The organism is Streptomyces sp. SN-593, assembly GCF_016756395.1.
Taxonomy (GTDB): domain Bacteria; phylum Actinomycetota; class Actinomycetes; order Streptomycetales; family Streptomycetaceae; genus Actinacidiphila; species Actinacidiphila reveromycinica.
This window is the reverse complement of record NZ_AP018365.1, coordinates 1,576,220-1,602,321: the sequence shown is the minus strand read 5'-3', so window position 1 is coordinate 1,602,321 and position 26,102 is coordinate 1,576,220. Positions and strand designations below refer to the sequence as shown.

Sequence of the window (26,102 nt, the reverse complement as noted above, 5' to 3'; positions counted from 1 at the left end):
TGGGATTCTGGGGGGCGAGCGGCGAGACTGATCAGGTGACGTCCCGTATCCCGCGAGACACTCCGCTCCGCCTCGTCCCCCGCCGGCCGCTCACCGCGGCCCGCAGGACCGCCACGACGCGCAGGCCGCGACCGGCGCGCCCCCCCGAGGGCACCCCCTCGATCCCCGAACTCGCCCACTTCGCCAGGACCGAACTCGCCGCAGCGGTACGGCTCGCGCGCTGGGCCGGCACCGGCCCCGGCACCGCGGGGCCGACCGGGATACTGCCGGACGACACCGTGGCCCGGGCCGCCGCGGACCTGGGCCTGACACCGGGCCAGATCCGCGCCGCCTGGGACCGGGCCCGGCTCTCCGGCCTGATCGAGCTGCACCGCGGCGCCGCGCGCCCCGGCTGGCGGCTGCGGGCGTGGGACACCGACGACACCGCGGTCCTGCGCGGTTGGGTGGCCCTGTTCGACGCGTGGTCGCTGGCCCACCCCTTCCTCGACCCCGACGTCCAGGAGGGCACGGACGGAGCCGAGGGAGCGCCCGGCACCCTCGGCGCCGATCCCGCGCTGGTCGCCGAAGTCATCGAGGCCGCGCCCCAGTTGCTGTCGTTCCTGCACCTGTCGCAGGGCCCGGTGCCGCTCGACACGCTGCTGGACCTGCTGCGGCAGCGCGTCGCCGAGCTGCGCACCGAGCGGCACGAACCGCCCGCCGCGGGCGATCCGCTGCCGGCCCTGCTGGACTGGGTGCTGGACGCCGCCACCGACGTGGGCGCGCTGCGCCCGCGCGACCCCAAGCGCCCCGACGAGGCCGCGCTGACCGCGCTGGGGAGCTGGGCGGTGTGGGTCAAGCTGGAGCAGATCTGCGTGGCCGCGCAGGGCCCGGCCGGGAACATGGAGCAGTCCGCCGAGACGATGCTGCGCGCCTGCGCCCGGCTCTCCCCGGGCCCGGCCCGTGCGGAGTACCGCGCCTGGCTGGCCGCCCGCCCCGTCGCGCCGGCCGTCGCCGAACTGCTCGACACCGCCCGCGGCGAGGACGCGCTGCTGCGCGGACTGGCCTTCGAGGCGCTGCGCGTGGTGGGCGACCCGGCGGAGGCGGCGGTGCGCGCCGTCGTCCACGAGCCGACGCTGCGCCCCTACGCGGTGCTGTGGCTGGCGGAGTTGGACGGCGGCGACCCGGACGCCGCGACCGCGCTGCTGACCCGCGAGGAGGCCACCTGGCTGTGGGTGGACACCGCCGCAGCGGTCGCCGACCACGGTGAGGACGCCCTGCTCGTCAGCCACCTGGAGACGGCGGTGCAGGGCTCGGTGCCCGGACTGCTCCAGGAGGTCCGGCGGGCCGGTCACCCGCGCACCGTGCAGGTGCTGGTCGCGCTCGCCGCCGCGCACCCCGACCCCGCCCTGGCGAAGGCGATGCGCAAGGCGGCGTTCCAGGTGCACACCGGGGAGGCGTGAGCGGGTTCAGGACGGGCCGGACGACGGGAGCCCGGGCGCGTAGGTGCCGAAGCACCACAGGTTCCCCTCCGCGTCCCGGACGACGTACTGGCGCGAGCCGTAGTCGGTGTCGGTGAGCGGCACCACGATCCTCGCGCCGGCGGCGACCGCGCGGGCGTGGTGCGCGTCGGGGTCCTCGACCGCCACGTACACCGAGGCGGGCCCGAGGTCCCGGGCCGCCCGCCCGTACGCGCCCTCGCCGGAGGCGGTGCCGAGCATCACGACGCCGTTGCCGTAGGCGAGTTCGGCGTGCGCGACGGTGCCGTCCTCGTTCTCGTGCACGGCGACCTCGGTGAAGCCGAACGTCTCCGTCAGCAGCGCGATCGCCCCCTTCGCGTCCTGGTACCGCAGGGCGGGGCAGACACTGGGCCGGTCGGTCATGAGCGCTCTCCCTTCGCGGGGCGGCCGGCGCCGGTCACCGGCACATGTCCGAGTATGGGCGATTCGCCCGGCGGGTGCGGCGGGCCGGGAAAAGCGGTTGCGGGGCGGCCGTAGAATGAACCCATGGCAGTTCTGCTCCTCGATTAGCCGAGTCGACCAGCCGCGGCGCCGACCGCCAGGTCCCGGCGCCCGCCCCGACCGCCGTCCGCGGGCCGGCTTCCGACGCCTTCGCGCCGCCGCGCCCCCGGGTATCTCGTCCTCCGCTGCCGCCGTCGCGGCGCCCTTCGCCCTGGAGCTTCACCCGTGATCACTGCCACCGGCATCGAGTTGCGCGCCGGCGCCCGCATCCTCATCGAGTCCGCCTCGTTCCGCGTCGCCAAGGGCGACCGCATCGGCCTGGTCGGCCGCAACGGCGCGGGCAAGACCACCCTCACCAAGGTGCTGGCCGGCGAGGGCCAGCCCGCCGCCGGGAGCGTCACCAACTCCGGCGAGGTCGGCTACCTGCCGCAGGACCCGCGCACCGGGGACCTCGACACCATCGCCAGCGACCGGGTGCTCTCCGCCCGCGGACTGGACGTCGTGCTGCGCAAGATGCGCGAGAACGAGCAGCGGATGGCCACCGGGAAAGGCGCCACCCGCGAGAACGCGATGAAGAAATACTCGCGGCTGGAAACCGAATTCCTCACCAAGGGCGGATACGCCGCCGAGGCCGAGGCCGCCACCATCGCCGCCGCGCTGGGCCTGCCCGACCGGGTGCTCGGCCAGCCGCTGCACACCCTGTCCGGCGGCCAGCGGCGCCGGGTGGAGCTGGCCCGCATCCTGTTCTCCGACGCGGACACGCTGCTGCTCGACGAGCCCACCAACCACCTCGACGCCGACTCCATCGTCTGGCTGCGGGACTACCTCAGGACCTACCGCGGCGGATTCATCGTCATCTCCCACGACGTCGAGCTGATCGAGACGGTCGTCAACAAGGTGTTCTATCTGGACGCCAACCGTTCCCGTATCGACGTCTACAACATGGGCTGGAAGCTGTACCAGCAGCAGCGGGAAGCCGACGAGAAGCGCCGCCACCGCGAGCGCGCGAATGCCGAGAAGAAGGCGGCCGCGCTGAATTCGCAGGCCGACAAGATGAGGGCGAAGGCCACCAAGACCGTCGCCGCCCAGAACATGGCGCGCCGCGCCGAGAAGCTGCTCTCCGGCCTGGAAGAGGTCCGGCAGGCCGACAAGGTCGCGAAACTGCGCTTCCCCGACCCCGCGCCGTGCGGCAAGACCCCGCTGATGGCCGAGGGGCTGTCCAAGTCCTACGGCTCGCTGGAGATCTTCACCGACGTCGACCTGGCCATCGACCGCGGCTCGCGGGTGGTCATCCTCGGGCTGAACGGCGCCGGCAAGACCACCCTGCTGAGGCTGCTGGCCGGCGTGGAGCAGCCCGACACCGGCGCCGTCACCCCCGGTCACGGCCTCAAGCTCGGCTACTACGCGCAGGAGCACGAGACCCTCGACCCGGACCGCACCGTGCTGGAGAACATGCGCTCCTCCGCGCCCGACACCGACCTGGTCGAGATCCGCAAGATCCTCGGTTCGTTCCTCTTCTCCGGCGACGACGTTGACAAGCCCGCCCGGGTGCTGTCCGGCGGCGAGAAGACCCGGCTCGCGCTGGCCGCGCTCGTCGTCTCCAGCGCCAACGTCCTGCTGCTCGACGAGCCCACCAACAACCTCGACCCGGCCAGCCGGGAGGAGATCCTGGGCGCGCTGCACACCTTCACCGGCGCGGTCGTGCTGGTCACCCACGACGAGGGCGCGGTCCACGCGCTGGAACCCGAGCGGATCATCATGCTGCCCGACGGGGTCGAGGACCTGTGGAGCCAGGCGTACGCCGACCTGGTCGCGCTGGCCTGAGCCGGGCGCCGCGCCACCTCGCGCGGCGGCCCGCACCCGGCGCCGCGCGGGCGCCGGCGCGCTGCCGCGTCCCGCCCCCGGCCGCCCGGACCGGCCGCTCGCCCCGGCAACGGGACGAGCGGCCGGTCCGGGCGGCCTCGTACTGCGCCGTTGGGCCGGATGATCATGATGAATCGATCATTCGGCCCATCGTTGATCCTTCATCTGTATGAGTCGGCCTGGTACCTCCTCCCCGCCCCGACCGGTCGCCGACCCGGCCCGGCGACCAGTGCCGTGACGTCGGGAAACTCCTTACCGACCCGGCTGACCTGCCGGTATTCCCCGGGTGGCGATCCCGGTACGGAATTGGCGGCCGGGAAATTGCCCGCAGACCGGGTTCTGCCGGGGCTATCGGCGCATTCGGTCGCCGAATGTACGGCGATCGACCTTGTCGAATGGGTGGCCAGGAACGGGGTTAGGGGTGATCATGAGAGTCCATAGCGCACTTCCCTGGAGGAGGCACGGGTGGCCGAGACTCTGAAGAAGGGCAGCCGGGTGACCGGCGCCGCGCGCGAGAAGCTCGCGGCAGACCTGAAGAAGAAGTACGACTCCGGTGCGAGCATTCGAGCCCTGGCCGAGGAGACCGGCCGTTCCTACGGGTTCGTGCACCGGATGCTGAGCGAGTCGGGCGTGGCCCTGCGCGGCCGCGGCGGCGCGACACGCGGCAAGAAGGCCACCGCGGCCTGAACCCCGCGGGGAATTCCCGCGGGCGGGGGCGGTGCGGGCGCGGACGGCGTCCACGATCCGCCCCGGGGCATGTGCGGGCACCCGCAGGTCCGGCGCGCCGACCGAGTGGTTACTCTTCGGTAATCATGTTCGCGGTCCGCTCGGAGGTGCCCGATGCCCGATGCCCACGTCCTGCTCGAACGCGACGGAGTCCGGGTCACCCTGGACGGTGCCGTCGCACACATCACCCTCTGCAACCCGGCCAAGCGCAACGCCCAGTCGCCCGCCCTGTGGCGGGCACTGACGGAGGCGGGCCGCATCCTGCCGGGGAGCGTACGGGTCGCGGTGCTGCGCGGCGAGGGCGTGTCCTTCTCCGCCGGGCTCGACCGGCGTGCGTTCACCCCTGAGGGCTTCGAGGGCGAGCCGTCCTTCCTCGACCTCGCGCGCGGCACCGAGCAGCAGCTCGACGCCGCCATCGCGGGCTACCAGGAGGCGTTCACCTGGTGGCGGCGCACCGATCTCGTCACGGTCGCCGCCGTCCAGGGCCACGCGATCGGCGCCGGCTTCCAGCTCGCCCTCGCCTGCGACATGCGGGTCTGCGCGGACGACGTGCAGTTCGCCATGCGTGAGACCTCGCTCGGGCTGGTGCCCGACCTCACCGGCACGAAACCGCTGGTCGAACTGGTCGGCTACGCCCGTGCCCTGGAGATCTGCGTGACCGGGCGGTTCGTGCGCGCCGACGAGGCGGTGCGGTGCGGCCTGGCGAACGTCGTCGTGCCGGCCGCGGAACTGGACGAGACGGTGGCGGACCTGGTCGCCGCGGTGCTCTCGGCGCCGCGGGACGCGGTGATCGAGACCAAGGGGCTGCTGCGCTCGGCGCTGGAGGAGCCGGAGGCCGCCCAGCGCGCGGCCGAGCGCGCCGCCCAGGGCCGCCGGCTCCGCGACCTCATGGGGGCGGGCGACTGACCGGACAGGCCCTGGAGCCCCGGGTGTCCCCGTCCGTCGGCGGAGGGGCCGAGCGACGAGGGGCCGAGCGACGAGGGGGTGCGGGGAGGGCGCGAGGAGGCCCTGCCGCGCGTCCGGTCCGAGGCGGACGGGCGGGGGCGGGTCAGGGGGCCGCCCTACGTGATGTCGGTGACGACGACGGCCGTGGAGACGGGGCCGGGCGCACCCGGGCGGGCGGCCCGCGCCGCGGCCGCGGCCGCCTCCCGTGCGACGGCCAGCGGCCGGAAGGACCTCGCCGTGGCGATCTGCAACCGCACGCACCGCACCGGCCCGCCCCCCGCCTCGGTGTCGTGGACCTGCACACCTCCGCGCCCGGCCAGCCGGCGCGTCAGGCGGGCGAGCCCCGGCACCGCCAGCACCGCGGCCTCCACCGCCTCCGAGGTGCCCTCCAGGGTGCCGCGGGCCTCCCGATCGTCCCCGCCGTCGCCCTGCGCCTGCGCCAGCCCGGGCCGGGGGCGGCCGCCCCCGACCTCCGCGGCCGGTGCTCCGGCGTCGTCGAGCAGCCCGGTGACCGCGAGGTCCACGACCCGCACGGGCAGCCCCAGCCCGTCCCCACCCGCAGCGGCGAACAGCGCGGTCCGCAGCCGCTCCGCCACGACCGGCAGCGGCTCGCCCATCGCCGCCTCGAACCGCGCCTCGATCCGCAGCGGCCGGTGCGGCAGCGCCCCCACCGGGGCGGCGGCCGGCACCTCGGGCGCGTCGGTGGTGCCGCCGTCAGGTGCGTCCGGGGCCAGCGCGACATCCACCCGGCCCAACCGCACCCCGGGTAGCCCCGCGCAGACCTCCCGCAGCGCCGCCACCGCCGTCCGCTCGGTCATCCACGCGGCGTCCTCGGGCGCGCCGAGCGGCAACAGCCGCCCCAGCGCGACCTGTTCCCGTACTGTCCGAGTCAGCCGGTCCATGGCCTCCACCCTCGCTTCCCGCGGGCCGACCACCCGGACGGGGGAAGGCCGGCGATGACCCACTCGCCGCATCCCCCACGCGTGCGGGGGCATGCGCACTTAGTGTGGAGCACGGAGCAGCCCAGACGGAGGGACGACTCGCGATGAGTGACAGCGCACAGCAAGGCAATCCGGAGCCGCACGGCACGCCGCAGGCCGAGGGCAGGACCCTGGACACAATGGGCTCGGGCGGCCGCAAGGCCCTCGGCAACCCGGCCACGCGCGGGCGCACCACGATCGCCGACGGCGTGGTCGAGAAGATCGCCGGCCTCGCCGCACGCGACGTTCTGGGCGTGCACGCGATGGGCACGGGGCTGTCCCGCACGTTCGGCGCGGTGCGCGACCGGGTGCCCGGCGGCGGCCGTTCGGTGGCCCGCGGCGTCAAGGCCGAGGTCGGCGAGGTGCAGACCGCGCTCGACCTCGACATCGTGGTCGAGTACGGCGTGTCGATCGTCGAGGTCGCCCGCGCCGTGCGGGAGAACGTCATCGCGGCGGTGGAGCGCATGACCGGCCTTGAGGTCGTCGAGGTCAACGTCGCCGTGGGCGACGTGAAGCTGCCCGACGAGGACGATGACGACGACCGCGAGCAGCGGGTCCAGTAACCGCCCTCAGGACGCGGCGACTTCAGGGACGAACGAACGGACTCGGTTTCCGGTTCAGGCGGAGGCGGTCATGGCTGAGGGGACGGAGAGCGCGGAATGAGTATGGCGGTGATCGGCCTGGCCGTGGGAATGGCACTCGGATTCGCCGGATGGTTCGGCGGGTTCGGCGCCTTCCTGCTGGTGGCGGCGCTCGGCGTGGTGGGATACGTGGCGGGCAAGTTCCTGGACGGGGACATCGAGCCGGGCGAGTTCTTCCGGACGCGTGACCGCGATCGCGACCGGCGGCGCTGATGGCGACAGCCCCATCCGCCCGGATGCCGCCCGCCGAGCGCGGCGCGCTGCGGATCGCGGACCGCGTGGTCGCGAAGATCGCCGCGCAGGCCGCCGGCGAGGCGCTCGTCGACGCGCCCGGCGCGGACCTGGTGCCGGGTGACACGCGCCCGCACGCGACGGTGTCGGTGCGCAAGGACACCGCCCGGCTGCGGCTGGCGCTCGAACTCGGATACCCCTCCGACATCGGCGCCGTGTGCGGCAGCGTGCGGCGCCATGTGACCGGACGGGTCGGGGCGCTGACCGGCATGGCGGTGCCCGAGGTGGCGGTCGAGGTCGAGCGCCTGCACTCGGCCGCCGGCCGCCGCAAGGACGAAGGGAGGGTGCAGTGAGCGACGACCTCCCGGGCCCCGGACGTCCGGCGGACCGCGACGGCGGTGGTGGCAGTTCCGGCGAGGGGCCCGCTCCGGCGTCCGGCGGCCGTTCCGGTCCTGGCTCCCACCCCGCCCCGGGGTCCGGCAGCGGCCACGGGCCGGAGCACGGCGCCGGCCGCCCGGACGGCGCCGAACCGACCGTCAAACTGCCCACGCTCGACCCGGGTGAGCCCGGGCCGAACTCCAGCTCCGGCGCGGTCCAGTACGCCCCGGGCCCCGGTGAGCCCGGCGCGGTGCACGCGGGGCGCTTCTGGTCCGGCCGCCGCGTCCCCGCGGCGCTGACCGCCGCCGTCTGCACCGGCCTGGCCGGCCTGTTCCTCTACGACATCGCCGCGGTCCGCACCGACCGCGACGCGATGGCCTGGCGGAAGACCCTGGCGGACGAACTGGCCACCCGTCACCTGGACGACGTGTGGATCATCGTGGGCGCCGCGGTCGCCGCCGCGCTCGGCCTGTGGCTGCTGCTGCTCGCGGTGACCCCGGGCGAGCGCGGGGTGCTGCCGATGGCCCGCCGCGGCGCGGGGGGCGTGCGCGCCGGACTCGACCGGCACGCGGCCGAACTGGTGCTGCGGGACCGGGCGATGGAGGTCGCCGGGGTGCGCTGGTCCCGGGTGAAGGTGGGCCGCCGCAAGATCACCGCCCGCGCCACCTCGCACTTCCGCGAACTGGACGACGTACGGCGCGACCTGTCGGCGGCGCTGGACGCGGCGGCAGCGCAGCTCGGGCTGGCCAAGGCGCTCGGCATGCGCGTGCACGTCCAGCGGTCCGACAAGAAGGCGTGAGGAGAGGGCGCATGCGCACCACGCTCAACCGGGTCATGCTCGGACTGCTGGGCCTGATCCTGCTGGTGGTCGGCCTGTCGGTCCTGGTCGGCAGCCTGGACCTGCAGAAGCACTGGAACTTCACGATGCCGCACTGGTGGCCGTGGACCGGCCCGAAGGACGTGCTGCTCAGCGCCCACGACCGGACCCGTTACCGGTCGGACGGCTGGTGGTGGCCGGTGGTGATCGCGGCGCTCGCGGTCCTGCTGCTGATCGGCCTGTGGTGGCTGTTCGCCCAGGCGCGCGGCCGCCGGGTCCGGCAGATCAGGGTGGACAGCGGCGACGGGCAGGGCGCCCTGCTGCGCGGCCGGGCGGTGGAGGACGTGCTGCGGTCGGAGGCGGAGGCGTACGACGGCGTGGCGTGGTCCGGGGCCCGACTGGTGGGCAAGCGCGGGAACCCGTCGGCGCGGCTGGTGCTGGGCTTGGAGCCGTTCGCCAACCCGCGGGAGGTCGTGGCGGGCCTGGACTCCTCGGTGCTGGCCCGGGCCCGCGGTTCGGCCGGGCTGGACGAGCTGCCCGCCGAGGCCCGGCTGCGCGCGGTGCGCCACCGGGCCCGCCGGGTGAGCTGACGCGCCGCCGCGGCCGGGCGGGGAAGCCCGCCGCACGCCGCCCCGGTCAGGCGCCGGTGTCGCGCCGACCGGTCAGCGTCAGGGCGCTGTTGACCAGGCCGATGTGGCTGAACGCCTGCGGGAAGTTGCCCAGTTGCCGCCCCGCGACCGGGTCCCACTCCTCCGCGAGCAGCCCGACGTCGTTGCGCAGCGACAGCAGTTTCCCGAACAGGTCCTCCGCCTCCTTCGGCCGCCCGGTGGAGTGTAGGGCGTCCACCAGCCAGAACGAGCAGGCCAGGAAGGCACCTTCGGTGCCGGGCAGGCCGTCCACACCGGCGGCCTCGGGGCTGTAGCGGCGGACGAACCCGCCCAGGTCGAGTTCCGCGCGGACCGCCTCCACGGTGCCGACCACCCGGGGGTCGTCCGGCGGCAGGAAGCCGACCTGCGGGATCAGCAGCGTGGCGGCGTCCAGTTCGCGCGAGCCGTAGGACTGCGTGAAGGTGGTGCGGTCCGCGTCGTAGCCCTTCTCGCACACCTCCGCGTGCACCTGGGCGCGCATCGCGCGCCAACCGTCCACGTTGCCGCGCAGCTTGGGCCGGGCCTCCATGGTGCGCACCGCGCGGTCGGCCGCGACCCAGGCCATCACCTTGGAGTGCACGAAGTGCCGGCGCGGGCCGCGCACCTCCCACAGGCCCTCGTCGGGCTCCTGCCACTTGGACTCCAGGAAGTCCATCAGGGCGCGCTGGAGGTTCCAGGCGTGCCCTTCGGCTGGCAGGCCGCGCTCGCCGGCGAGGAAGAGGGAGTCCATCACCTCGCCGTAGACGTCGAGTTGGAGCTGTCCGGCCGCGGCGTTGCCGATCCGGACCGGTGCCGAGCCCTGGTAGCCGGCGAGCCACGGCACCTCGTACTCCGGCAGCCGGCGCTCGCCCGCGATGCCGTACATGATCTGGAGGTCGGCCGGGTCCCCGGCGACCGCGCGCAGCAGCCAGTCCCGCCAGGCGTGGGCCTCTTCGAGGTAGCCGCCGGAGATGAGGGCGTTGAGGGTCAGGGCCGCGTCGCGCAGCCAGCAGTAGCGGTAGTCCCAGTTGCGGACGCCGCCGATCTCCTCGGGCAGCGAGGTGGTCGCGGCGGCCGCTATGCCCCCGCTGGGCGCGTAGGTGAGCGCCTTGAGGGTGATCAGGGAGCGCAGCACCGCGTCGCGCCAGGGGCCCTCGTAGCGGCACTGCGCGGACCAGGTCTCCCAGTCCTTCAGGCAGGTGTCCAGGGCCGCGAACGGGTCGATCCGGCGCAGCCGCCGGGCGTGCGAGACGTTCCAGGTCAGCACGAAGCCGACCCGCTCGCCCGCGGAGACGGTGAAGTCGGCGTAGGTGCGCATGTCCTGGCCGTACATCGGCACGTTCGGGGTGCTGCGCAGCCATACGGAGTCGGGGCCGGCGGTGGCCACGCGGTGGCCGTCGATGCGGCGCATCCAGGGCACCACGTTGCCGTAGTCGAAGCGCAGCACCAGTTCGGCGTGCATCGCGACCTCGCCGGATATGCCCTCCACCACGCGGATCACGTCGGGCGCCTTGTCGCGCTGCGGCATGAAGTCGGTGACCTTCACGGTGCCGCTCGGCGTCTCCCAGACCGTGTCGAGCACCAGGGTGTCGCCGCGGTAGGAACGGGTGGCGCAGTGCGAGGAGTTGACCGGCGCGATCCGCCAGCGGCCGTTGTCGCGGTCGCCGAGCAGCGCGGCGAAGCAGGCCGCCGAGTCGAAGCGGGGCAGGCACAGCCAGTCGATCGAGCCGTCCCGGCCGACGAGCGCGGCGGTCTGGAGGTCACCGATGATCGCGTAGTCCTCGATGGGTGCTGCCACGTGTCCGTCTCGCCGCCTTCTCCTGGCCGTCGCCGGCCGTCACCGCCCGGTCGCCCCCGACCGTACAGCTCGGCGGGGGGAGCGAGGCGGGCGGGTGCGCCGGATCGGGGCAGCCGCGCAACAGGCGGCGGCGGAGGACGTGCCGAGGGCGGGGGCGGCGGCGGGCGGCGGCGGAGGACGTGCCGAGGGCGGAGGCGGGGGCGGCGGGCGCGGCGGTGGGAGCCGCGCGGCCGGTCACGTGCCGGTCAGGCGGGCGCGCCCGTGCCGATCCGGTCCACGATGCCGGCCGCTCCCTCCGCCTTGGCGCAGTGCGCGCAGCAGTAGAAGTGGCCGTCCACCTCGACTCCGTGGCCGACGATCTGCACGCGGCAGTGCTCGCAGATCGGTGCCATCCGGTGGATCGCGCACTCGAAGCTGTCGAAGACGTGCACCACGCCCTGCGCGTGCACCTCGAAGCTCAACGCGTAGTCGTTTCCGCAAACCTCGCAACGGGCCATGGGGCCCAGGGTGCGGACCGGTGCGGGAGCGGGCAACGCAGCTCGCGGCGCGGCGGCCTGCCGGGCCGCGGCTTTCACCCGCACGGCGGTGTACGGGCGGCCGGACGCCGTCGGCCTCGGCCCGGGCCCCGGCGCAGGACCCGCCGTGCCGGTCGGCCGGGCCGGCCTCAGCCGTGGACACCGTCGGCGGGCCTGACGGCCTTCAGCAGCTCGGTGAAGCGTGCCTCGTCGATGATCGGGGTGCCGACCTGCCGTGCCTTGACCGTCTTGGTGGTGGGGGAGTCCGGGTCGTTGGTGACCAGCAGGCTGGTGAGCCGGCTCACGGACGAGGCGACGTGCAGCCCCGCGTCGGTGGCCCGGTCCTCCAGCAGTTCGCGGTCGACGCCGGTGTCGCCGGAGAAGGCCACCCGCATGCCCTGCACCAGCGGCCCGCCCGGCGCCAGCCGCCCGGGGTTCGGATACGGGCAGGCCGGGCGCTTGCGGGCCGGACGCCAGCCGAAGTTGCCGTAGCCGGAGCCGAGCACGCGGCCGTGGTGCGCGGCGGGCGCCGGGTCCGGCCCGCCGGCGCGCGCGGGGCCGGCCGGCTCCTGCCACTCCGTCAGCGGGCGGCAGGCGTGCAGCGGCAGCGGCAGCTCGGCGGCGGCCGCCAGGTGCAGGCTCGGCCGGAACGCCTCGGCGAGCACCCGGGCGTCGTCGAGCGCGTGGTGCGCGCGGCGCTGCTCCACGCCGTAGTGCGCGGCGAGCGTCTCCAGCTTGTGGTTGGCCAGCGGCAGCCGCAGCTCCTTGGCGAGCACGATGGTGCACAGCCGGTGCTCGACCGGGGCGGTGGACCGCGCGCGGGCGAACTCCCGTGCCAGCATGGACCAGTCGAAGACCGCGTTGTGCGCGACCAGCACGCGCCCGGCCAGGCGCTCCGCGAGCTCGGCGGCGACCTCGGGGAAGAGCGGTGCCTTTGCGAGCACCGCGGTGGTCAGGCCGTGGATCCAGACCGGTCCGGGGTCGCGCTGCGGGTTCACCGGCGAGTACCAGTGGTCCTGCACCCTGCCGTACGCGTCCAGCCGGTAGACGGCGGCGGACACGATCCGGTCGTGCCTGCCGAGTCCGGTGGTCTCCACGTCGACCACGGCGTACCCCTCGGGGTAGCCGGCGGGCCACGGGGTCGGCGCCCCGGCGGCGTGTTCCGGCGTGGGCCCGGTCGTCCGCGGCGACGCCGGGGCGGGGATCGCCGCCTGCGCGGGGGCCGGCCGCGGCGTCGGTGTCGACGTCGGACCCGGCGTCGGTGTCGGCGTCGGTCCGCCGGGGACGGGAGGCGGCTCGGTCCGGTTGTCCAGCATGGTCATCGAGGATAAGGGCCGTCGCCGACAGCGTGTCCCACCCCCGGCCGCGCGGGGGCGTTTTCGGGGGCGCCCGGCGACGCTGCGGAGATCCACCCGGCAGGCCCTACTGTGGAGGGAGGCAGACCGCGCCGCCAGGCGCCGTACACGCGCCCCCGGCGCGGAGAGGAGGAGCCGTGCTCGTCGACACCTACGGTCGGGTCGCCACGGACCTCCGGGTCTCGCTCACCGACCGCTGCAACCTGCGCTGCACGTACTGCATGCCCGAGGAGGGGCTGCGGTGGCTGGCCAGGCCCGAGCTGCTCACCGACGACGAGGTGGTCCGGCTGGTCCGGGTCGCCGTCACCGAACTCGGCGTCACCGACGTGCGGTTCACCGGCGGTGAGCCGCTGCTGCGGCCCGGGCTCGCCGGCATCGTGGAGCGGTGCGCCGCCCTGCTGCCGCGCCCCCGGCTGTCGCTGACCACGAACGGGATCGGGCTGGGTCGTACCGCCGGCGCGCTGCGCGCCGCGGGGCTGGACCGGGTCAACGTGTCGCTGGACACCCTGCGCCCCGACGCCTTCCGCGCCCTCACCCGCCGGGACCGGCACCGCGACGTGCTCGACGGCCTCGCCGCCGCCCGCGCCGCCGGGCTCGCGCCGGTCAAGGTCAACACGGTCCTGATGCGCGGGGTCAACGACGACGAGGCACCCGACCTGCTGGCCTGGGCGCTGGCCGAGGGCTACGAACTGCGCTTCATCGAGCAGATGCCGCTCGACGCCCAGCACGGCTGGCAGCGGTCCGACATGGTCAGCGCCGAGGAGATCCTGGCCGCCCTGCGCACCCGGTTCGCGCTCACCGCCGAGGGCGAGCCGGCCCGCGGCCACGCCCCGGCGGAGCGCTGGCTGGTGGACGGCGGCCCGGCGCGGGTCGGGGTGATCGCCTCGGTCACCCGGCCCTTCTGCCGCGCCTGCGACCGGACCCGGTTGACCGCCGACGGCCAGGTGCGCAACTGCCTGTTCGCCCGCGAGGAGTCCGACCTGCGCGGGGCGCTGCGCTCGGGTGCCTCGGACGGCGAGATCGCCGCGCGGTGGAGGGCAGCGACGCGGGGGAAGAAGGCGGGTTCCGGCCTGGACGACCCGGCCTTCCTCCAGCCGGACCGGCCGATGTCAGCCATCGGCGGCTGAGCGGGCCTCCCACTGCGCCAGCGCCACCACGTCCTTGAGGAAACCGCGCACCCCGAGGAACTGGGAGAGGTGCTCGCGGTGCTCCTCGCACGCCAGCCACGTCTTGCGGCGCTCCGGGGTGTGCAGTTTCGGGTTGTTCCAGGCCAGTACCCACACGGCGGCCGCCCGGCAGCCCTTCGCCGAGCAGGTCGGCGGCATCTCGTCGCTCATGGCACCCAGTAAACATGGCGACGCCGGGCAGCCACGGGGGGAGCCGCCCGGCGTCGGTCCATCGCTCCGACGGGGGATACGGAGCGCGTACCGCAGTATGTCACGCGCTCCGCCGCTCGTGGAGGGGGAGGAGGACGATTGATCTGAGCTTTTCTTGAGCTTTCTCGGCCGACCGCCATAGGTCTAGACCGCAAGGCGTGCGAAACGCTGCAAGCCGCGCGAAACGACAGGGTCAGCCCGCGTCGGCGTGCTCGCCGGGTGCTTCCCCGGCCGCCGCGGGCGGGCGCTCCGCGGCCGCCTCCACGCGCGAGGGCTCCAGGGCCGGCCGCGCCAGCGGCGGAACGTAGGAGGTGGACGGCAGGTTCGGCGCGTTCTCCCGCCCGCCGTTGGCGAAGACCACGGCCACGTACGGCAGCAGCAGGCCCACCACCAGCGTCGCCCAGGCCAGCGGCCGTTCGACGTTCCACAGCACCACCGTGAGCACCACCGAGACGGTGCGGATCGACATCGAGACGATGTAGCGCCGCTGGCGCCCCCGCACGTCGTCGGTGAGTCCGGTCCGTGCCCCGGTGATCTGGAAGACCTCCGGACCGCCCTGCTTCCCCATCCCGCTCCACCGCCTGCTCCACGCACCGGGCCGTGCCGATCACGGGTCACGACACCTGCTGCCCGGTAGGACCACGGTACGCGCCCGGGGCGCCGCGCAGCAGGGCGGGGCGGGGCCGCGTGTGCCGTGTCCGGGCTGCGCCCGGCACCGTAGGCCGTCGGCCGACATGCGGCGTAGGCCACCCGGGCGGACACTGGCGGGACATCTGCCGGGCGCTCGCCGCCCGGCCATAGGAGGCGAGCGTCATGGGTTGGTTGTGGGCGATCATCGTCGGCCTGGTGCTCGGTCTGATCGCGAAAGCGATCATCCCGGGTAAGCAGAGCCTGCCCCTGTGGCTCACCGTGATCTGCGGTATGGCAGGCAGCGCGCTCGGCAACGGCGTGGCCCGGTGGCTCGGCGTCCGCGACACCAAGGGCATCGACTGGACCCGGCACGTGCTGCAACTGGTCGGCGCGATCGTGCTGGTGGCGCTGGGTGACGCGCTCTGGGCGGCGTTCCGGCGCCGGCGCACCACGACGCGTGTGTGACCGGCCGGACGGGGGCGCCGCGGCCAGGCCCCGCCGCCCCGCCGCCCCCGTGACCGCCGTCAGGCCCGCGGCCGCCCGGGCTCCGGTGACTGCCGCAGCCACCGCGGCGGCACCCGGTCGGTGAGCCACACGCCGTTCGCACTGAGCCGGAACTCGTGCCCTTCCGCCGCCATGCCCGCCGCGTCCACCACCAGCACCACCGGACGGCCGTGCCGCGCGCCCACGCGGGCGGCCGTCCCGGTGTCGGCGGACAGGTGCACGTCCTGCCGGGACATCGGCCGCAGCCCCTCGCTGAGGATCAGCGGGACGCTGGCCGCCGCGGTCCCGTGGTAGAGCACGTCCGGGGGAGTGGCGGCGGCCAGGCCCAGGTCGACCGGTACCGAGTGGCCCTGGCTGGCGCGTATCCGGCGGCCGTCCGCGGAGTAGGCGAACCTGCGCTTGTTGTTGGTCTCGACCACGTGGTCCAGGTCCGCGCGCGAGAGGCGGCGTCCCTTCGCGGCGCACGCGGCGAGCAGTTCCTCGACCCCCACCCAGCCGGCCTCGTCGAGCGTGACGCCCACCGCCTGCGGGTCGTGCCGCAACACCAGCGACAGGAACTTCGACACCTTGACCGTCTGCTTCTCGTCGAGCATCCCCTCTCCTCCCCCACCTTTCCGCCTCTCGGCCCCTGCCGGCGCGCGGGCGGCGCCGGACCGGTCAGACGCGGACCGGTCAGACGCCCTGGCTGACCGAACTCATGTTGAAATCGGGAATCCGCAGCGCCGGGGTGGCGGCGCGGGTGAAGTAGTCGCCCCACTCCCGGGGCAGCGTCCGCTCGGTGCGGCCCGCCTCGGTAGCCCGGCCCATCAGGTCGAGCGGCGACTCGTTGAACCGGAAGTTGTTCGCCGCGCCGGTCACCTCGCCGCCTTCCACCAGGTACACGCCGTCGCGGGTGAGGCCGGTCAGCAGCAGCGTCGCCGGGTCCACCTCGCGGATGTACCACAGGCAGGTCAGCAGCAGCCCGCGCTCGGTTCCGGCGACCATCTCCTCCAGCGACCGGGTGCCGCCGGCGTCCAGCACCAGGTTGTCCACCATCGGCGCGAGCGGCACCCCGGTCAGCTCCGCGCTGTGCCGGCTGGTCAGCAACTGGTTGAGGGTGCCCTCACGCACCCAGTCCACCGGGCCGAGCGGCAGCCCGTTGTCGAAGACCGACGTGTCGTCGCCCGACGCGTGCGCGATGACGAACGGCGCCGCCTCCAGGCCGGGTTCCGCCGGGTCGCTGCGCAGCGTCAGCGGCAGCGGGGCGACCTTCTCACCGATCCGGGTGCCGCCGCCGGCACGGGAGAAGACCGTACGGCCCTCGGCCGCGTCGCGCGCGCCGGACGACCAGAGCTGGTAGATCAGCAGGTCCGCGACCGCGGTGGGCGGCAGCAGCGTCTCGTAACGCCCCGCGGGCAGCTCGACCTTGCGCTCGGCCCAGGCCAGGCGCTGCGCCAGCTCGGCGTCCAGGACCAGGGGGTCGACGTCGGCGAAGTCGCGGGTGGAGCGGCCGGCCCACGCGGAGCGGGTCAGGTCGGGCGACTTCGCGTTCACCTCCAGGGTGCCGGACGGCTGGTCGTGCCGCAGCCGCAGCCCGGTGGAGCTGCCCAGGTAGGTGGAGGTCACGTAGTGGTGGGCGAAGCCGTACAGCTCCCGGCCGCCGGCCGCGGCGGTGCCGAACGCCTCGCCCAGCGCGGGCGCGAACGCCGTGAACACGTCGGAGGAGGTCTCCGCGGGCGGCGCGGTGAAGTCCGCGGACGGCACGCCGCCAGCCACCAGCGGCCGGGCGTCCTCCGCCGGGCCCGCCGCCCGCGCCGCCGCCTCCGCCGCCCGCACCAGCGGCTCCAGCTCCTCCGCGGTCACCGCCGAGCGCGAGACCGCGCCGGAGGCGGTGCCCTGGGCGCCGTCGACCGTGGCGATCACCGTGAGGGTGCGGCCGCGGGTCACGCCGTTCGTCGTCAGGGCGTTGGCCGCCCAGCGCAGGTTGGCGCTGGACTCCTCGTCCGCGATCACCACGCACCCGTCGGCCCGGGACAGCTCCAGGGCGCGTTCGACGATCTCGTGCGGCGTGGTCGCCGCGCTGCGGGCGCTGCTGCTCATCGGCCGGCCTCCTGCGTGGTGTTGAGAATGCTGACGTCCCGGAAGAGGGCCGAGGGGCAGCCGTGGCTGACCGCGGCGACCTGGCCCGGCTGGGCCTTGCCGCAGTTGAAGGCGCCGCCGAGCACGTAGGTCTGCGGGCCGCCGACCGCGGCCATCGAGCCCCAGAAGTCGGTGGTGGTGGCCTGGTAGGCGACGTCCCTGAGCTGGCCGGCGAGCTTGCCGTGCTCGATCCGGAAGAAGCGCTGGCCGGTGAACTGGAAGTTGTACCGCTGCATGTCGATGGACCAGGAGCGGTCGCCGACCACGTAGATCCCGTCGTAGACCGAGCCGATCAGCTCCTCGGTGGACGGGCCGTCGGGCGCCGGTTGCAGCGAGACGTTCGCCATGCGCTGCACCGGGACGTGGCCGGGGGAGTCGGCGTACGCGCAGCCGTTGGACCGGTCGAAGCCCGTGAGCCTCGCGATCCGGCGGTCCAGTTGGTAGCCCACCAGCACGCCGTCGCGCACCAGGTCCCAGGACTGGCCGGCCACGCCCTCGTCGTCGAACCCGACCGTGGCCAGGCCGTGTTCCGCGGTGCGGTCCCCGGTCACGTTCATGTGCGCGGAGCCGTACTTCAGGGTGCCGAGCCGGTCGAAGGTGGCGAAGGAGGTGCCGGCGTACGCCGCTTCGTATCCCAGCGCGCGGTCCAGCTCGGTGGCGTGGCCGACCGACTCGTGGATGGTCAGCCACAGGTTCGACGGGTCGACCACCAGGTCGTACCGCCCGGCCCGCACCGAGGGGGCGCGCATCTTCTCGGCCAGCAGGCCGGGGATCGCGGCCAGCTCGCCCGCCCAGTCCCAGGTGTCGCCGGTCAGGTACTCCCAGCCGCGGCCGACGGGCGGGGCGAGGGTGCGCATCGAGTCGAAGTCGCCGGCCGGGTCGACCGACACCGCCGTCAGCGTCGGGTGCAGCCGGACGCGCTGCTGGGTGGTGCTGGTGCCGGCGGTGTCGGCGTAGAACTTGTTCTCCTGCACGGTCATCAGCGAGGCGTCCACATGGGAGACGCCCTCCGCCGCCAGCAGCCGCGCGCTCCACTCGGCCAGCAGGCCGGTCTTCTCCCCGTCGGGCACGTCGAAGGGGTTCACCTCGTAGGAGGACACCCAGGTGCGGTCCGCGTGGACCGGCTCGTCGGCCAGCTCCACCCGCCCCCCGGCGTCGGCGGACCCGCCCCCGTGTGCGGCGGCGGCCGCGATCACCTTCGCCGACAGCTTGGCCATCGCCACGGCCTGCGCGGCGACCTTCGCCGCGGCGTCCATCGTCAGGTCGACCCCGGCCGCGAAGCCCCACGCCCCGCCGTGCACCACGCGGACCGCGTACCCCAGGTCCGTGACGTCGGAGGCGCCGGCCGGGCGGGCGTCCCGCAACCGCCACGAGGCGCTGCGCACGCGCTCCAGCCGGAAGTCCGCGTGCTCGACGCCCAGCGCACGCGCCCTCGCCAGCGCGGCGTCGGCAAGCGCGCGCAACGGCAACGCCACGAACGACTGATCCACCTCATGCGGCACGACGATCTTCCCTTCCTTCGCGTCTTCGCAGTGAACCACGACGGCGCCGTACGGCGGTGGACGTTTTCACCGGCCTGTGGATAACCCGCCGAGCGCCCGCCGCCCCGGCCCGGATGTCGCGTTCGGACAGACCGCCGGGCCGTCCGGCCGGTCCGGCCCGGCGCCCGCCGGGCCGCCGGCGCGCGCCACCCGCCCCCCTCCCGGGTGATCGCGCCCCGCGCGCGACCGGTACGGTGCAGGTGGCGCCGCCCGGTGACGCGCTGCCCGGCGTGCGCGCCGGACCGCCGCCGGACCGGCCGACGCTCCGCCGCCGGACCGGGGGGCGCACGGAGACTGTGGGAACCCCACAGTGACCGCGTGGCCGGCCTGTTGGGCGCCGATTCCCCGGAACGGGACCGGTACCGATAGTTTTCAGGCAGACAGCCACGACCCATCGACGCAGGGAAAGAGTGATCCGTTGAGCCGCTCGGTTCTGGTCACCGGAGGAAACCGGGGCATCGGCCTCGCCATCGCGCGGGTCTTCGTCGACGCCGGCGACAAGGTCGCCATCACGTACCGCTCGGGTGAACCGCCGGCGGAGCTGGTCGGGTCGGGCGTGCTCGCGGTGCGCTGCGACATCACCGACAGCGAGCAGGTGGAGCAGGCGTACAAGGAGATCGAGGAGAAGCACGGCACCGTCGAGGTACTGGTCGCCAACGCGGGCATCACCCGGGACCAGTTGCTGATGCGGATGTCCGAGGAGGACTTCACCGCGGTCCTGGACACCAACCTCACCGGCACCTTCCGCGTGGTCAAGCGGGCCAACCGCGGCATGCTGCGGGCCAAGAAGGGCCGCGTCGTGCTGATCTCGTCCGTGGTGGGCCTGCTGGGCAGCGCCGGGCAGGCCAACTACGCCGCGTCCAAGGCCGGACTGGTGGGCTTCGCCCGCTCGCTCGCCCGCGAACTGGGCTCGCGCAACATCACCTTCAACGTCGTCTCGCCCGGTTTCGTCGACACCGACATGACCCGGGCGCTCACCGACGACCAGCGGTCCGGGATCGTCGCCCAGGTGCCGCTCGGCCGGTACGGAAGGGTCGAGGAGATCGCCGCCACCGTGCGCTTCCTGACCTCCGACGAGGCCTCGTACATCACTGGAGCCGTCATCCCGGTTGACGGCGGATTGGGCATGGGTCACTGATCACCATGAGCGGAATCCTCGAAGGCAAGCGCATCCTGATCACCGGCGTGCTGATGGAGTCCTCCATCGCCTTCCACGCCGCCAAGCTGGCCCAGGAGCAGGGCGCCGAGATCATCCTCACCGCCTTCCCCCGGCCCACGCTGACCGCCCGGGTCGCCAAGAAGCTGCCGAAGCCGACCAAGGTCATCGAGCTGGACGTGACCAACACCGAGCACCTGGCCGGCCTGGAGGAGGTCGTGCGCAAGGAGCTGGGCGGCCTCGACGGGGTCGTGCACTCCATCGGCTTCGCCCCGCAGGACGCGCTCGGCGGCAACTTCCTGGACACGCCCTTCGAGTCGGTGTCCACCGCGATGCACGTCTCGGCGTTCTCCCTGAAGTCCCTCACCATGGCGCTGCTGCCGCTGATGACCGAGGCCGACGGCCCGGACGCGGTGAGCGGCGGGTCGGTCGTCGGCCTGACCTTCGACGCGCAGTTCGCCTGGGGGCAGTACGACTGGATGGGCCCGGCGAAGGCCGCGCTGGAGTCGACCTCCCGCTACCTCGCGCGGTACCTCGGCGACCGGAACGTGCGCTGCAACCTGGTGTCGGCTGGCCCGATCGGCTCCATGGCCGCCAAGTCGATCCCCGGCTTCACCGACCTGGCCTCCACCTGGGACACGCGCTCCCCGCTGGCGTGGGACCTGACGGACCCGGAGCCGGCCGGCCGCGGCGTGGTGGCGCTGCTGTCGGACTGGTTCCCCAAGACGACCGGCGAGATCATCCACGTGGACGGCGGCCTGCACGCGGTCGGTTGACCTGGCCGGCCGCGCCCGACGCGCGGCCCACGCCGGCACCCCGGTGCCCGCGGCCTCCCTGCCCCCTGCCGGGCGGGGAGGCCGCTGCCACGAGCGGGGGCCGGTCCGCCGCGGGCGTCAGGACCGGAAGGTGACGAACCGGCAGGAGAACGCGTGGTCGCGGGCCTCCGCGGCGGCGGCGTCGGCGTCGCCCGCGCGGATGGCCGCCAGCAGCCGGGCGTGGTCGACGTGGTCCCCGGGGCGCAGTTCGCTGCCGACGTCCGCGCGCAGGAAGTCGCGCAGCACCTCGCCGAGGTCCGCGTAGAGCGTGGTGAAGACGTCGTTGTGGGAGGCGGCCACCACCGCCAGGTGCCAGGTGGCGTCCGCCTGGACGAAGTCCTCGGCGCTGCCGGACTCCCAGGCGCGCTCGCGCCGCTCCATCAGGGCGTCCAGCCGGCGCAGGTCCGCGTCGTCACGGCGTGCGGCGGCCAGCCCGGCCGCACTGGCCTCCAGGGAACTGCGCAGTTCGGCGACGTGCAGCGGGTCGGCGTCGGCGAAGCGGCGGTGCATCACCCCGGCGAGTTCGCTGGTCGCCACGACGTAGGTGCCCGAGCCCTGGCGGATGTCCAGCAGCCCGTTGTGCGCCAGGGCCCGGACCGCCTCCCGGACGGTGTTGCGGGCGACGCCGAGCAGCGCGACCAGTTCGGGCTCGGTGGGGATGCGCGAGCCGACCGGCCAGTTCCCGGCGGCGATCTCCGCGCGCAGCCGCGCGATGACCTGGTCGGCGAGGGGCGCTGGACGGGGCACGGGTCCGAGGTTCATCCCATCATTCTATGATGGGTTCATGCGCGATGACGAATCCCTGATCCTCGGCCCCGCCGCGGCCGCGTCGGAGCAGGCCGCGGGTCCGCCCGGTACCGCCCCCGGGCACGGCGCGACCCCCGGGCACGGCGCCGGCACCGCTCCCGGGCCCGGCACCGCTCTCGGGCCCGGTACCGAGCACCGGCCGCAGCTACCGCTCCCCTGGGTGCGTCGCCTCGTCCTCGTGGCCCTGGTGCTCGCCGCGCTCAACCTGCGCCCGGCCATCACCAGCCTCGGCGCCCTGCTCAAGGAGGTCCGCGACGGCCTCGGCATGAGCGGCACCATGGCCGGGCTGCTCACCTCGGTGCCCGCCGCGTGCTTCGCGCTGTTCGGCTTCGCCGCGCCCAGACTGGCCCGGCGCTTCGGGCCCGGCGCGGTGGTCTGCGCGGGGATGGCCGCGATCACCGGCGGGCTGGTGCTGCGCCCGCTCGCCGGCGGCACAGCCGTCTTCCTGGCCACCAGCGCGCTGGCGCTCGCCGGGATCGCGGTCTCCAACGTGCTGATGCCGGTCATGGTCAAGCGCTACTTCCCCGACCGGGTCGGCACCGTCACCGGCGTCTACTCGATGGCCCTGTCGCTGGGCACCTCCGTGGCCGCCGCCGTCACGGTGCCGCTGACCGACACGATGGGCGGGAGCTGGCGGGCGGGCCTGGGCGTGTGGGCCGCGCTCGCCGCGGTGGCGGTCGGGCCGTGGCTGCCGCTGGTGCGGGACCGGTCGGGGCAGCGGCAGGAGCCGCGGACCGGAAGCGTACGGTCCGGGGCCGCGCCCGCCACGGGTGCTCCCGCCGCGGAACCTTCCGCCTCCGCCGCCCGGCCGGCCGCGCCCGCTCCCGCACACGGGGAGCGGGGCCGGATCGGCCGCAGCCGCACCGCCCGGATGCTCGCCGGCTACTTCGGACTCCAGAGCACCGCCGCCTACGTGACCATGGGCTGGATGCCGCAGATCTTCCGGGACGCCGGGCTGTCCGCGGACAAGGCGGGGCTGCTGCTGGCCGTCACCATGGCGCTGGGCGTCCCGCTGTCGTTCGTGCTGCCGCCGCTGGCCGCCCGGATGCGCTCGCAGGGCCCGATCGTCGTGGCGCTCGCGGTCTTCCAGCTCGCCGGGTTCGCCGGGCTGTGGGCCGCGCCCGCCGCGGCGCCCTGGGTGTGGGCGGTGCTGCTCGGCTTCGCCAACTGCGCCTTCCCGCTGGTGCTGACGATGATCGGGATGCGGGCGCGCAGCGGTGCCGGCGTGGTGCGCCTGTCGGCGTTCGCGCAGAGCACCGGCTACCTGCTCTCCATCCCCGGGCCGATCCTGGTCGGCGCCCTCAACCAGGCGAGCGGCGGCTGGGGGCTGCCGATGGCGCTGATGCTCGTCCTGGTCGTGCCCCAGGTGGCGTGCGGGGTGCTGGCCGGGCGGAACCGGCACGTCGAGGACGAACTGTGACCCCGGTGCGGGCCGCCCGGGAAGCGGTGCCAGACTGGTCGACATGCCCGTACTCGAACCGAATCCCCCGCAGCCGCAGCGGCGGTTGCTGATCATCTTCGGCCTCATGATGGGCGTCCCCGCGATCGTCGCGGTGGTCGCCATCATCGCCGCCCGCATGGGCTAGGGCCAACGCCGTTCAGTTAGGTGCTGGGGCTGTTAGTCAAGGCTGGTGAACGAGGCAGCGGAGCTGCTGTAGAAGAGGTTTGTCCTCCAAGACATCCTCACTACAGGAGCTCCGCTGTTGGAACAGGCTGCCATATCAGGGACGGTCGGGGTAGCGACTGGTGTGTTCGCGCCGGGGCACATCGGCGAGCTGACCGGGATCGTGCCGTTCGAAATGGTCGATGAGGTACTGGCGGCCACGGGCGCGGTGCAGCGCAGGGTGCGGCTGGTGCCGGCTCGGGTCACGGTCTACCTGCTGCTGGCCGGGGCGTTGTTCGCCGGGTTGGGCTACGGGCAGGTCTTCGAGCGGTTGTGTGCCGGGCTACCGGGCCCGGCGCCGGTCCGCCCCAGCGGCAGTGCGCTGCGCCAGGCCCGTCAGCGGCTGGGGCCGGCACCGCTGAAAGCACTGTTCGACCTGGTGCGGGGGCCTGCTGCCACGACCGCAGCCGCCGGGATGTGGCGGGGGCTGAGGGTGGTCGCGGTCGACGGCACCCTGCTGCCCGTCCCGGACGCTGCGGCCAACCTCGCGGCGTTCACCCGGCAGCGGCTGGGCAACGGGATCTCGGGCTATCCGCAGCTGCGGCTGGCCCTGCTGGTCGCCTGCGGGACCCGCTCGGTGATCGGGGCCGCCTTCGGCCCGGCCTCGATCGGCGAGCTGGAGTACGCCCGCCGCCTGGCGGGGGACCTGCGCACGGGGATGCTGCTCCTGGGCGACCGCATGTTCGCCTCGGCCGCGCTGCTGAACCAGTGGGCCGCCACTGGTGCCGACCTGCTGGTGCGCTGCAAAACGAACCGGAAACTGCCACCGGTGGCCCGCTGCCGCGACGGCTCGACGCTGGCCCGGATCGGTGCGCTGACCGTCCGCGTCATCGACGCCGAGATCACCGTCCGCACCGCCGACGGCACCCGCACCGGCCACTACCGGCTGCTGACCACCCTCACCGACCCCGCAACCCACCCGGCCGCCGAACTCGTCCGGCTCTACCACGAGCGCTGGGAGATCGAGACCGCCTACGCGGAGCTGAAGTCCACGATGCTGGGCGGACGCGTCCTGCGGGCCCGCACCCCGGCGGGCGTCGAGCAGGAAGTCTGGGCCCTGCTGACCGCCTACCAGGCACTACGGACCGCGATGACCGATGCCACCGACAGCATCCCGGGCACCGACCCGGACCGGGCCGGCTTCACCACCGCCCTCTCCGCCGCCCGGGACCAGCTCGTCCTGGCCGCCGGCGTCACCACCGCCACCGACATCGACCTCGTCGGCACCATCGGCCGCCACATCCTGGCCCACCTCCTACCCACCCGGCGGGTCCGCACCAAAGACCGCATCGTCAAACGAGCGATCTCCAAATACAACGCACGAGGACCCGCCATCGACCGGACCACCCACCAAGCCACCATCAGCATCCACATGCTCACAACCAGCCCTTGACACCACCCAACCCGCCCTAACTGAACGGCGTTGGGGCTAGGGCCTGTCCGGCGGATCGTGCCGGACAGGCCCCGGGCCCGCCGCGCGACGTCCCCTCCTCCGCGGCGCCCCGGCCGCGACCCTGAGAAGGGGGTGGGGACAACCCCACCTCCCCTAGGGGGCCAGGGTCAGGGTCAAGTGGGTGGACGGCCGGATGGGCCGCCCCGCTCCGCCGCCGTAGCGTCGAACCGCACCCGGAAGAAGACGGCAGTTCGACGGTTCCAGCACGGAGGCGGTCACCGTGACCACGCAGTCCCCGCACCTGTACGAGCGGCAGCCCCGGTCCGCTGCCGTGTCCCGTGCCGACCGCGGTACGGGCCGGGGGCCCGCCGCGCAGACCAGGGTGCCCTGGTGGGCGGTGGCCCTGCCCGTGGCGGCGTTCGCCGTCCTGCTGGCGCTGCTCAGCGGCGGGACCGCGCACGCCTCGACGGCCGCGACCGGCGGCGACCTGTTCGGCAGGCTCGCGACGGTGCTCGGCGCGCTGCTGCGCCACCTCGTCTGAGCGGGTGGACGTCTACGCCGTCCGAGCGGGTGGACGTCTACGCCGTCCGAGCGGGCGGACGTCTACGCCGTCCGAGCGGGCGGACGTCTACGCCGTCCGAGCGGGTGGACGTCCACCCCGTCCGGGCGCCCGGCCGGCCCCGGCAAGGCGGACCAGCCCGCGCCCGGCGGCCGGACTTCTGGAAAGCTGAGGGGTATGACCGCCGATTCGACCCGCACCATCGTCCTGCTCAGGCATGCCAAGGCCGACTGGCCGTCCGTGCCCGACCACGAGCGCCCGCTGGCCGACCGCGGCCGGCTGGACGCGCCCGCGGCCGGACGCCGCTTCACCGACGACGGCATCACCCCCGACCTCGCCCTGTGCTCCACCGCCACCCGCACCCGCGAGACCTGGAAGCTCGTCGCGCACGAGATGACGCACCGGCCCAGGACCGTCTACGAGGAGCGGCTCTACGAGGCGTCCCTCGGCGACCTGCTGGCCCTGGTCGGCGAGACCCCCGACAGTGTTGGCTCGCTCCTGCTGGTCGGCCACAACCCGGGCATGCACGCCCTCGCGGAGGCGCTGGCCGGCACGTCGGACGGCGACACGCGCTCCCGGATGCACCGCGCCGGCTTCCCCACCGCGGCCTTCGCCGTCCTCACCTTCACCGGGCCGTGGAAGTCCGCCGAGCACGGCGTGGCGCGGCTCACCGCCTTCTGGGCGCCGCACGAGGGGTGAGAGGGGGAGGCGCCTCGCAGTGGGCGCCT

28 protein-coding genes and 1 pseudogene are annotated in these 26,102 nt (G+C 74.3%); 18 read left to right on the top strand and 11 right to left on the bottom strand.

Translation table 11 applies throughout. From position 1 onward, the window contains the following. The first annotated feature begins 35 nt into the window (after positions 1-35). The gene (locus RVR_RS06805; protein ID WP_202232981.1) at positions 36-1,439 is read left to right on the top strand and encodes a hypothetical protein; all 1,404 of its coding nucleotides are present in this window, start codon (positions 36-38) and stop codon (positions 1,437-1,439) included. A gap of 6 nt (positions 1,440-1,445) precedes the next feature. Here RVR_RS06805 and RVR_RS06800 read toward each other — a convergent pair whose 3' ends face one another. Beyond that, entirely contained in the window at positions 1,446-1,859 is a 414-nt protein-coding gene (locus tag RVR_RS06800; protein ID WP_202232980.1) for a VOC family protein, read from the bottom strand. Between the two features lie 303 nt (positions 1,860-2,162). Between RVR_RS06800 and RVR_RS06795 the strand changes: the two genes are divergently transcribed. The 3 genes from RVR_RS06795 to RVR_RS06785 all read left to right on the top strand — a co-directional run bounded on the left by RVR_RS06795 (position 2,163) and on the right by RVR_RS06785 (position 5,432). Further along, a complete protein-coding gene (locus RVR_RS06795; RefSeq protein WP_202232979.1) occupies positions 2,163-3,761 on the top strand; it encodes an ABC-F family ATP-binding cassette domain-containing protein in 1,599 nt (532 codons plus the stop codon). A 504-nt stretch (positions 3,762-4,265) separates the two neighbouring features. Beyond that, a complete protein-coding gene (locus tag RVR_RS06790; RefSeq protein WP_202232978.1) occupies positions 4,266-4,487 on the top strand; it encodes a helix-turn-helix domain-containing protein in 222 nt (73 codons plus the stop codon). A gap of 153 nt (positions 4,488-4,640) precedes the next feature. Continuing rightward, positions 4,641-5,432, top strand: a complete 792-nt coding sequence (locus tag RVR_RS06785; RefSeq protein WP_202232977.1) for an enoyl-CoA hydratase/isomerase family protein — start codon at positions 4,641-4,643, stop codon at positions 5,430-5,432. A gap of 155 nt (positions 5,433-5,587) precedes the next feature. On the opposite strand, the gene RVR_RS06780 is transcribed toward RVR_RS06785, so the two are convergent. Continuing rightward, entirely contained in the window at positions 5,588-6,373 is a 786-nt protein-coding gene (locus tag RVR_RS06780) for a nucleopolyhedrovirus P10 family protein (protein ID WP_202232976.1), read from the bottom strand. 143 nt (positions 6,374-6,516) lie between these two features. On the opposite strand from RVR_RS06780, the gene RVR_RS06775 reads away from it, so the two are divergent. The 5 genes from RVR_RS06775 to amaP all read left to right on the top strand — a co-directional run bounded on the left by RVR_RS06775 (position 6,517) and on the right by amaP (position 9,108). Next, entirely contained in the window at positions 6,517-7,014 is a 498-nt protein-coding gene (locus tag RVR_RS06775) for an Asp23/Gls24 family envelope stress response protein (protein WP_202232975.1), read from the top strand. 96 nt (positions 7,015-7,110) lie between these two features. Next, entirely contained in the window at positions 7,111-7,305 is a 195-nt protein-coding gene (locus tag RVR_RS06770; RefSeq protein WP_202232974.1) for a hypothetical protein, read from the top strand. Continuing rightward, complete coding sequence (locus RVR_RS06765) at positions 7,305-7,676, top strand: Asp23/Gls24 family envelope stress response protein (protein ID WP_202232973.1); 372 nt, start codon at positions 7,305-7,307, stop codon at positions 7,674-7,676. The genes RVR_RS06770 and RVR_RS06765 overlap by 1 nt, the downstream gene beginning before the upstream one ends. A gap of 188 nt (positions 7,677-7,864) precedes the next feature. Further along, on the top strand, positions 7,865-8,500 hold the full coding sequence (locus RVR_RS06760; RefSeq protein WP_202238439.1) for a DUF6286 domain-containing protein: 636 nt from the start codon (positions 7,865-7,867) through the stop codon (positions 8,498-8,500). Between the two features lie 11 nt (positions 8,501-8,511). After that, positions 8,512-9,108 (top strand): alkaline shock response membrane anchor protein AmaP, encoded by a 597-nt coding sequence (amaP, locus tag RVR_RS06755; RefSeq protein ID WP_202232972.1) that lies wholly within the window; start codon positions 8,512-8,514, stop codon positions 9,106-9,108. A gap of 46 nt (positions 9,109-9,154) precedes the next feature. Here amaP and RVR_RS06750 read toward each other — a convergent pair. The 3 genes and pseudogenes from RVR_RS06750 to RVR_RS06740 form a co-directional block, all read right to left on the bottom strand. Then, positions 9,155-10,954 (bottom strand): annotated as a pseudogene (locus RVR_RS06750) (glycoside hydrolase family 15 protein); the annotation flags it as partial. Between the two features lie 233 nt (positions 10,955-11,187). Then, positions 11,188-11,439: a hypothetical protein gene (locus RVR_RS06745; RefSeq protein WP_202232970.1), complete on the bottom strand. Its 252-nt coding sequence runs from the start codon at positions 11,437-11,439 to the stop codon at positions 11,188-11,190. Positions 11,440-11,606: 167 nt separating this feature from the next. Beyond that, positions 11,607-12,662 (bottom strand): DEDDh family exonuclease, encoded by a 1,056-nt coding sequence (locus RVR_RS06740; RefSeq protein ID WP_272933136.1) that lies wholly within the window; start codon positions 12,660-12,662, stop codon positions 11,607-11,609. A 287-nt stretch (positions 12,663-12,949) separates the two neighbouring features. On the opposite strand from RVR_RS06740, the gene moaA reads away from it, so the two are divergent. After that, entirely contained in the window at positions 12,950-13,939 is a 990-nt protein-coding gene (gene moaA / locus RVR_RS06735; RefSeq protein ID WP_202232968.1) for a GTP 3',8-cyclase MoaA, read from the top strand. Here moaA and RVR_RS06730 read toward each other — a convergent pair. Together RVR_RS06730 and RVR_RS06725 are read right to left on the bottom strand one after the other, a co-directional pair. Then, entirely contained in the window at positions 13,922-14,149 is a 228-nt protein-coding gene (locus RVR_RS06730) for a hypothetical protein (RefSeq protein ID WP_202232967.1), read from the bottom strand. The two genes, moaA and RVR_RS06730, sit on opposite strands and share 18 nt — an antisense overlap. Positions 14,150-14,381: 232 nt before the next feature. Beyond that, positions 14,382-14,756: a DUF3099 domain-containing protein gene (locus tag RVR_RS06725; protein WP_202232966.1), complete on the bottom strand. Its 375-nt coding sequence runs from the start codon at positions 14,754-14,756 to the stop codon at positions 14,382-14,384. 245 nt (positions 14,757-15,001) lie between these two features. Between RVR_RS06725 and RVR_RS06720 the strand changes: the two genes are divergently transcribed. After that, a complete protein-coding gene (locus RVR_RS06720) occupies positions 15,002-15,283 on the top strand; it encodes a GlsB/YeaQ/YmgE family stress response membrane protein (RefSeq protein ID WP_202232965.1) in 282 nt (93 codons plus the stop codon). A 59-nt stretch (positions 15,284-15,342) separates the two neighbouring features. Here RVR_RS06720 and RVR_RS06715 read toward each other — a convergent pair whose 3' ends face one another. From RVR_RS06715 to RVR_RS06705, 3 genes are all read right to left on the bottom strand, one after another. Then, the gene (locus RVR_RS06715; RefSeq protein ID WP_202232964.1) at positions 15,343-15,915 is read right to left on the bottom strand and encodes an RNA 2'-phosphotransferase; all 573 of its coding nucleotides are present in this window, start codon (positions 15,913-15,915) and stop codon (positions 15,343-15,345) included. Between the two features lie 79 nt (positions 15,916-15,994). After that, on the bottom strand, positions 15,995-17,401 hold the full coding sequence (locus RVR_RS06710) for a metallopeptidase TldD-related protein (RefSeq protein WP_202232963.1): 1,407 nt from the start codon (positions 17,399-17,401) through the stop codon (positions 15,995-15,997). After that, entirely contained in the window at positions 17,398-18,942 is a 1,545-nt protein-coding gene (locus tag RVR_RS06705) for a TldD/PmbA family protein (protein WP_202238438.1), read from the bottom strand. The genes RVR_RS06710 and RVR_RS06705 overlap by 4 nt, the downstream gene beginning before the upstream one ends. Before the next feature lie 457 nt (positions 18,943-19,399). Here RVR_RS06705 and fabG point away from each other — a divergent pair, with 457 nt between their 5' ends. Together fabG and fabI are read left to right on the top strand one after the other, a co-directional pair. Then, positions 19,400-20,119: a 3-oxoacyl-[acyl-carrier-protein] reductase gene (fabG, locus tag RVR_RS06700; RefSeq protein ID WP_202232962.1), complete on the top strand. Its 720-nt coding sequence runs from the start codon at positions 19,400-19,402 to the stop codon at positions 20,117-20,119. Positions 20,120-20,124: 5 nt separating this feature from the next. Next, positions 20,125-20,913, top strand: coding sequence for an enoyl-ACP reductase FabI (gene fabI, locus RVR_RS06695; RefSeq protein ID WP_202232961.1), 789 nt, complete (start codon positions 20,125-20,127; stop codon positions 20,911-20,913). A gap of 117 nt (positions 20,914-21,030) precedes the next feature. On the opposite strand, the gene RVR_RS06690 is transcribed toward fabI, so the two are convergent. Then, on the bottom strand, positions 21,031-21,714 hold the full coding sequence (locus tag RVR_RS06690) for a FadR/GntR family transcriptional regulator (RefSeq protein ID WP_202232960.1): 684 nt from the start codon (positions 21,712-21,714) through the stop codon (positions 21,031-21,033). Positions 21,715-21,736: 22 nt separating this feature from the next. Between RVR_RS06690 and RVR_RS06685 the strand changes: the two genes are divergently transcribed. The 5 genes from RVR_RS06685 to RVR_RS06670 all read left to right on the top strand — a co-directional run bounded on the left by RVR_RS06685 (position 21,737) and on the right by RVR_RS06670 (position 26,073). Then, positions 21,737-23,179 (top strand): CynX/NimT family MFS transporter, encoded by a 1,443-nt coding sequence (locus RVR_RS06685; protein WP_202232959.1) that lies wholly within the window; start codon positions 21,737-21,739, stop codon positions 23,177-23,179. Positions 23,180-23,222: 43 nt separating this feature from the next. Then, the gene (locus RVR_RS38555) at positions 23,223-23,345 is read left to right on the top strand and encodes an SGM_5486 family transporter-associated protein (RefSeq protein ID WP_272933063.1); all 123 of its coding nucleotides are present in this window, start codon (positions 23,223-23,225) and stop codon (positions 23,343-23,345) included. A 117-nt stretch (positions 23,346-23,462) separates the two neighbouring features. After that, positions 23,463-24,815, top strand: coding sequence for an IS4 family transposase (locus tag RVR_RS06680; RefSeq protein WP_237404605.1), 1,353 nt, complete (start codon positions 23,463-23,465; stop codon positions 24,813-24,815). A 280-nt stretch (positions 24,816-25,095) separates the two neighbouring features. Beyond that, positions 25,096-25,356: a hypothetical protein gene (locus tag RVR_RS06675; protein WP_430393108.1), complete on the top strand. Its 261-nt coding sequence runs from the start codon at positions 25,096-25,098 to the stop codon at positions 25,354-25,356. Between the two features lie 195 nt (positions 25,357-25,551). Then, complete coding sequence (locus RVR_RS06670; RefSeq protein ID WP_202232958.1) at positions 25,552-26,073, top strand: SixA phosphatase family protein; 522 nt, start codon at positions 25,552-25,554, stop codon at positions 26,071-26,073. The last annotated feature ends 29 nt before the right edge of the window (positions 26,074-26,102 follow it).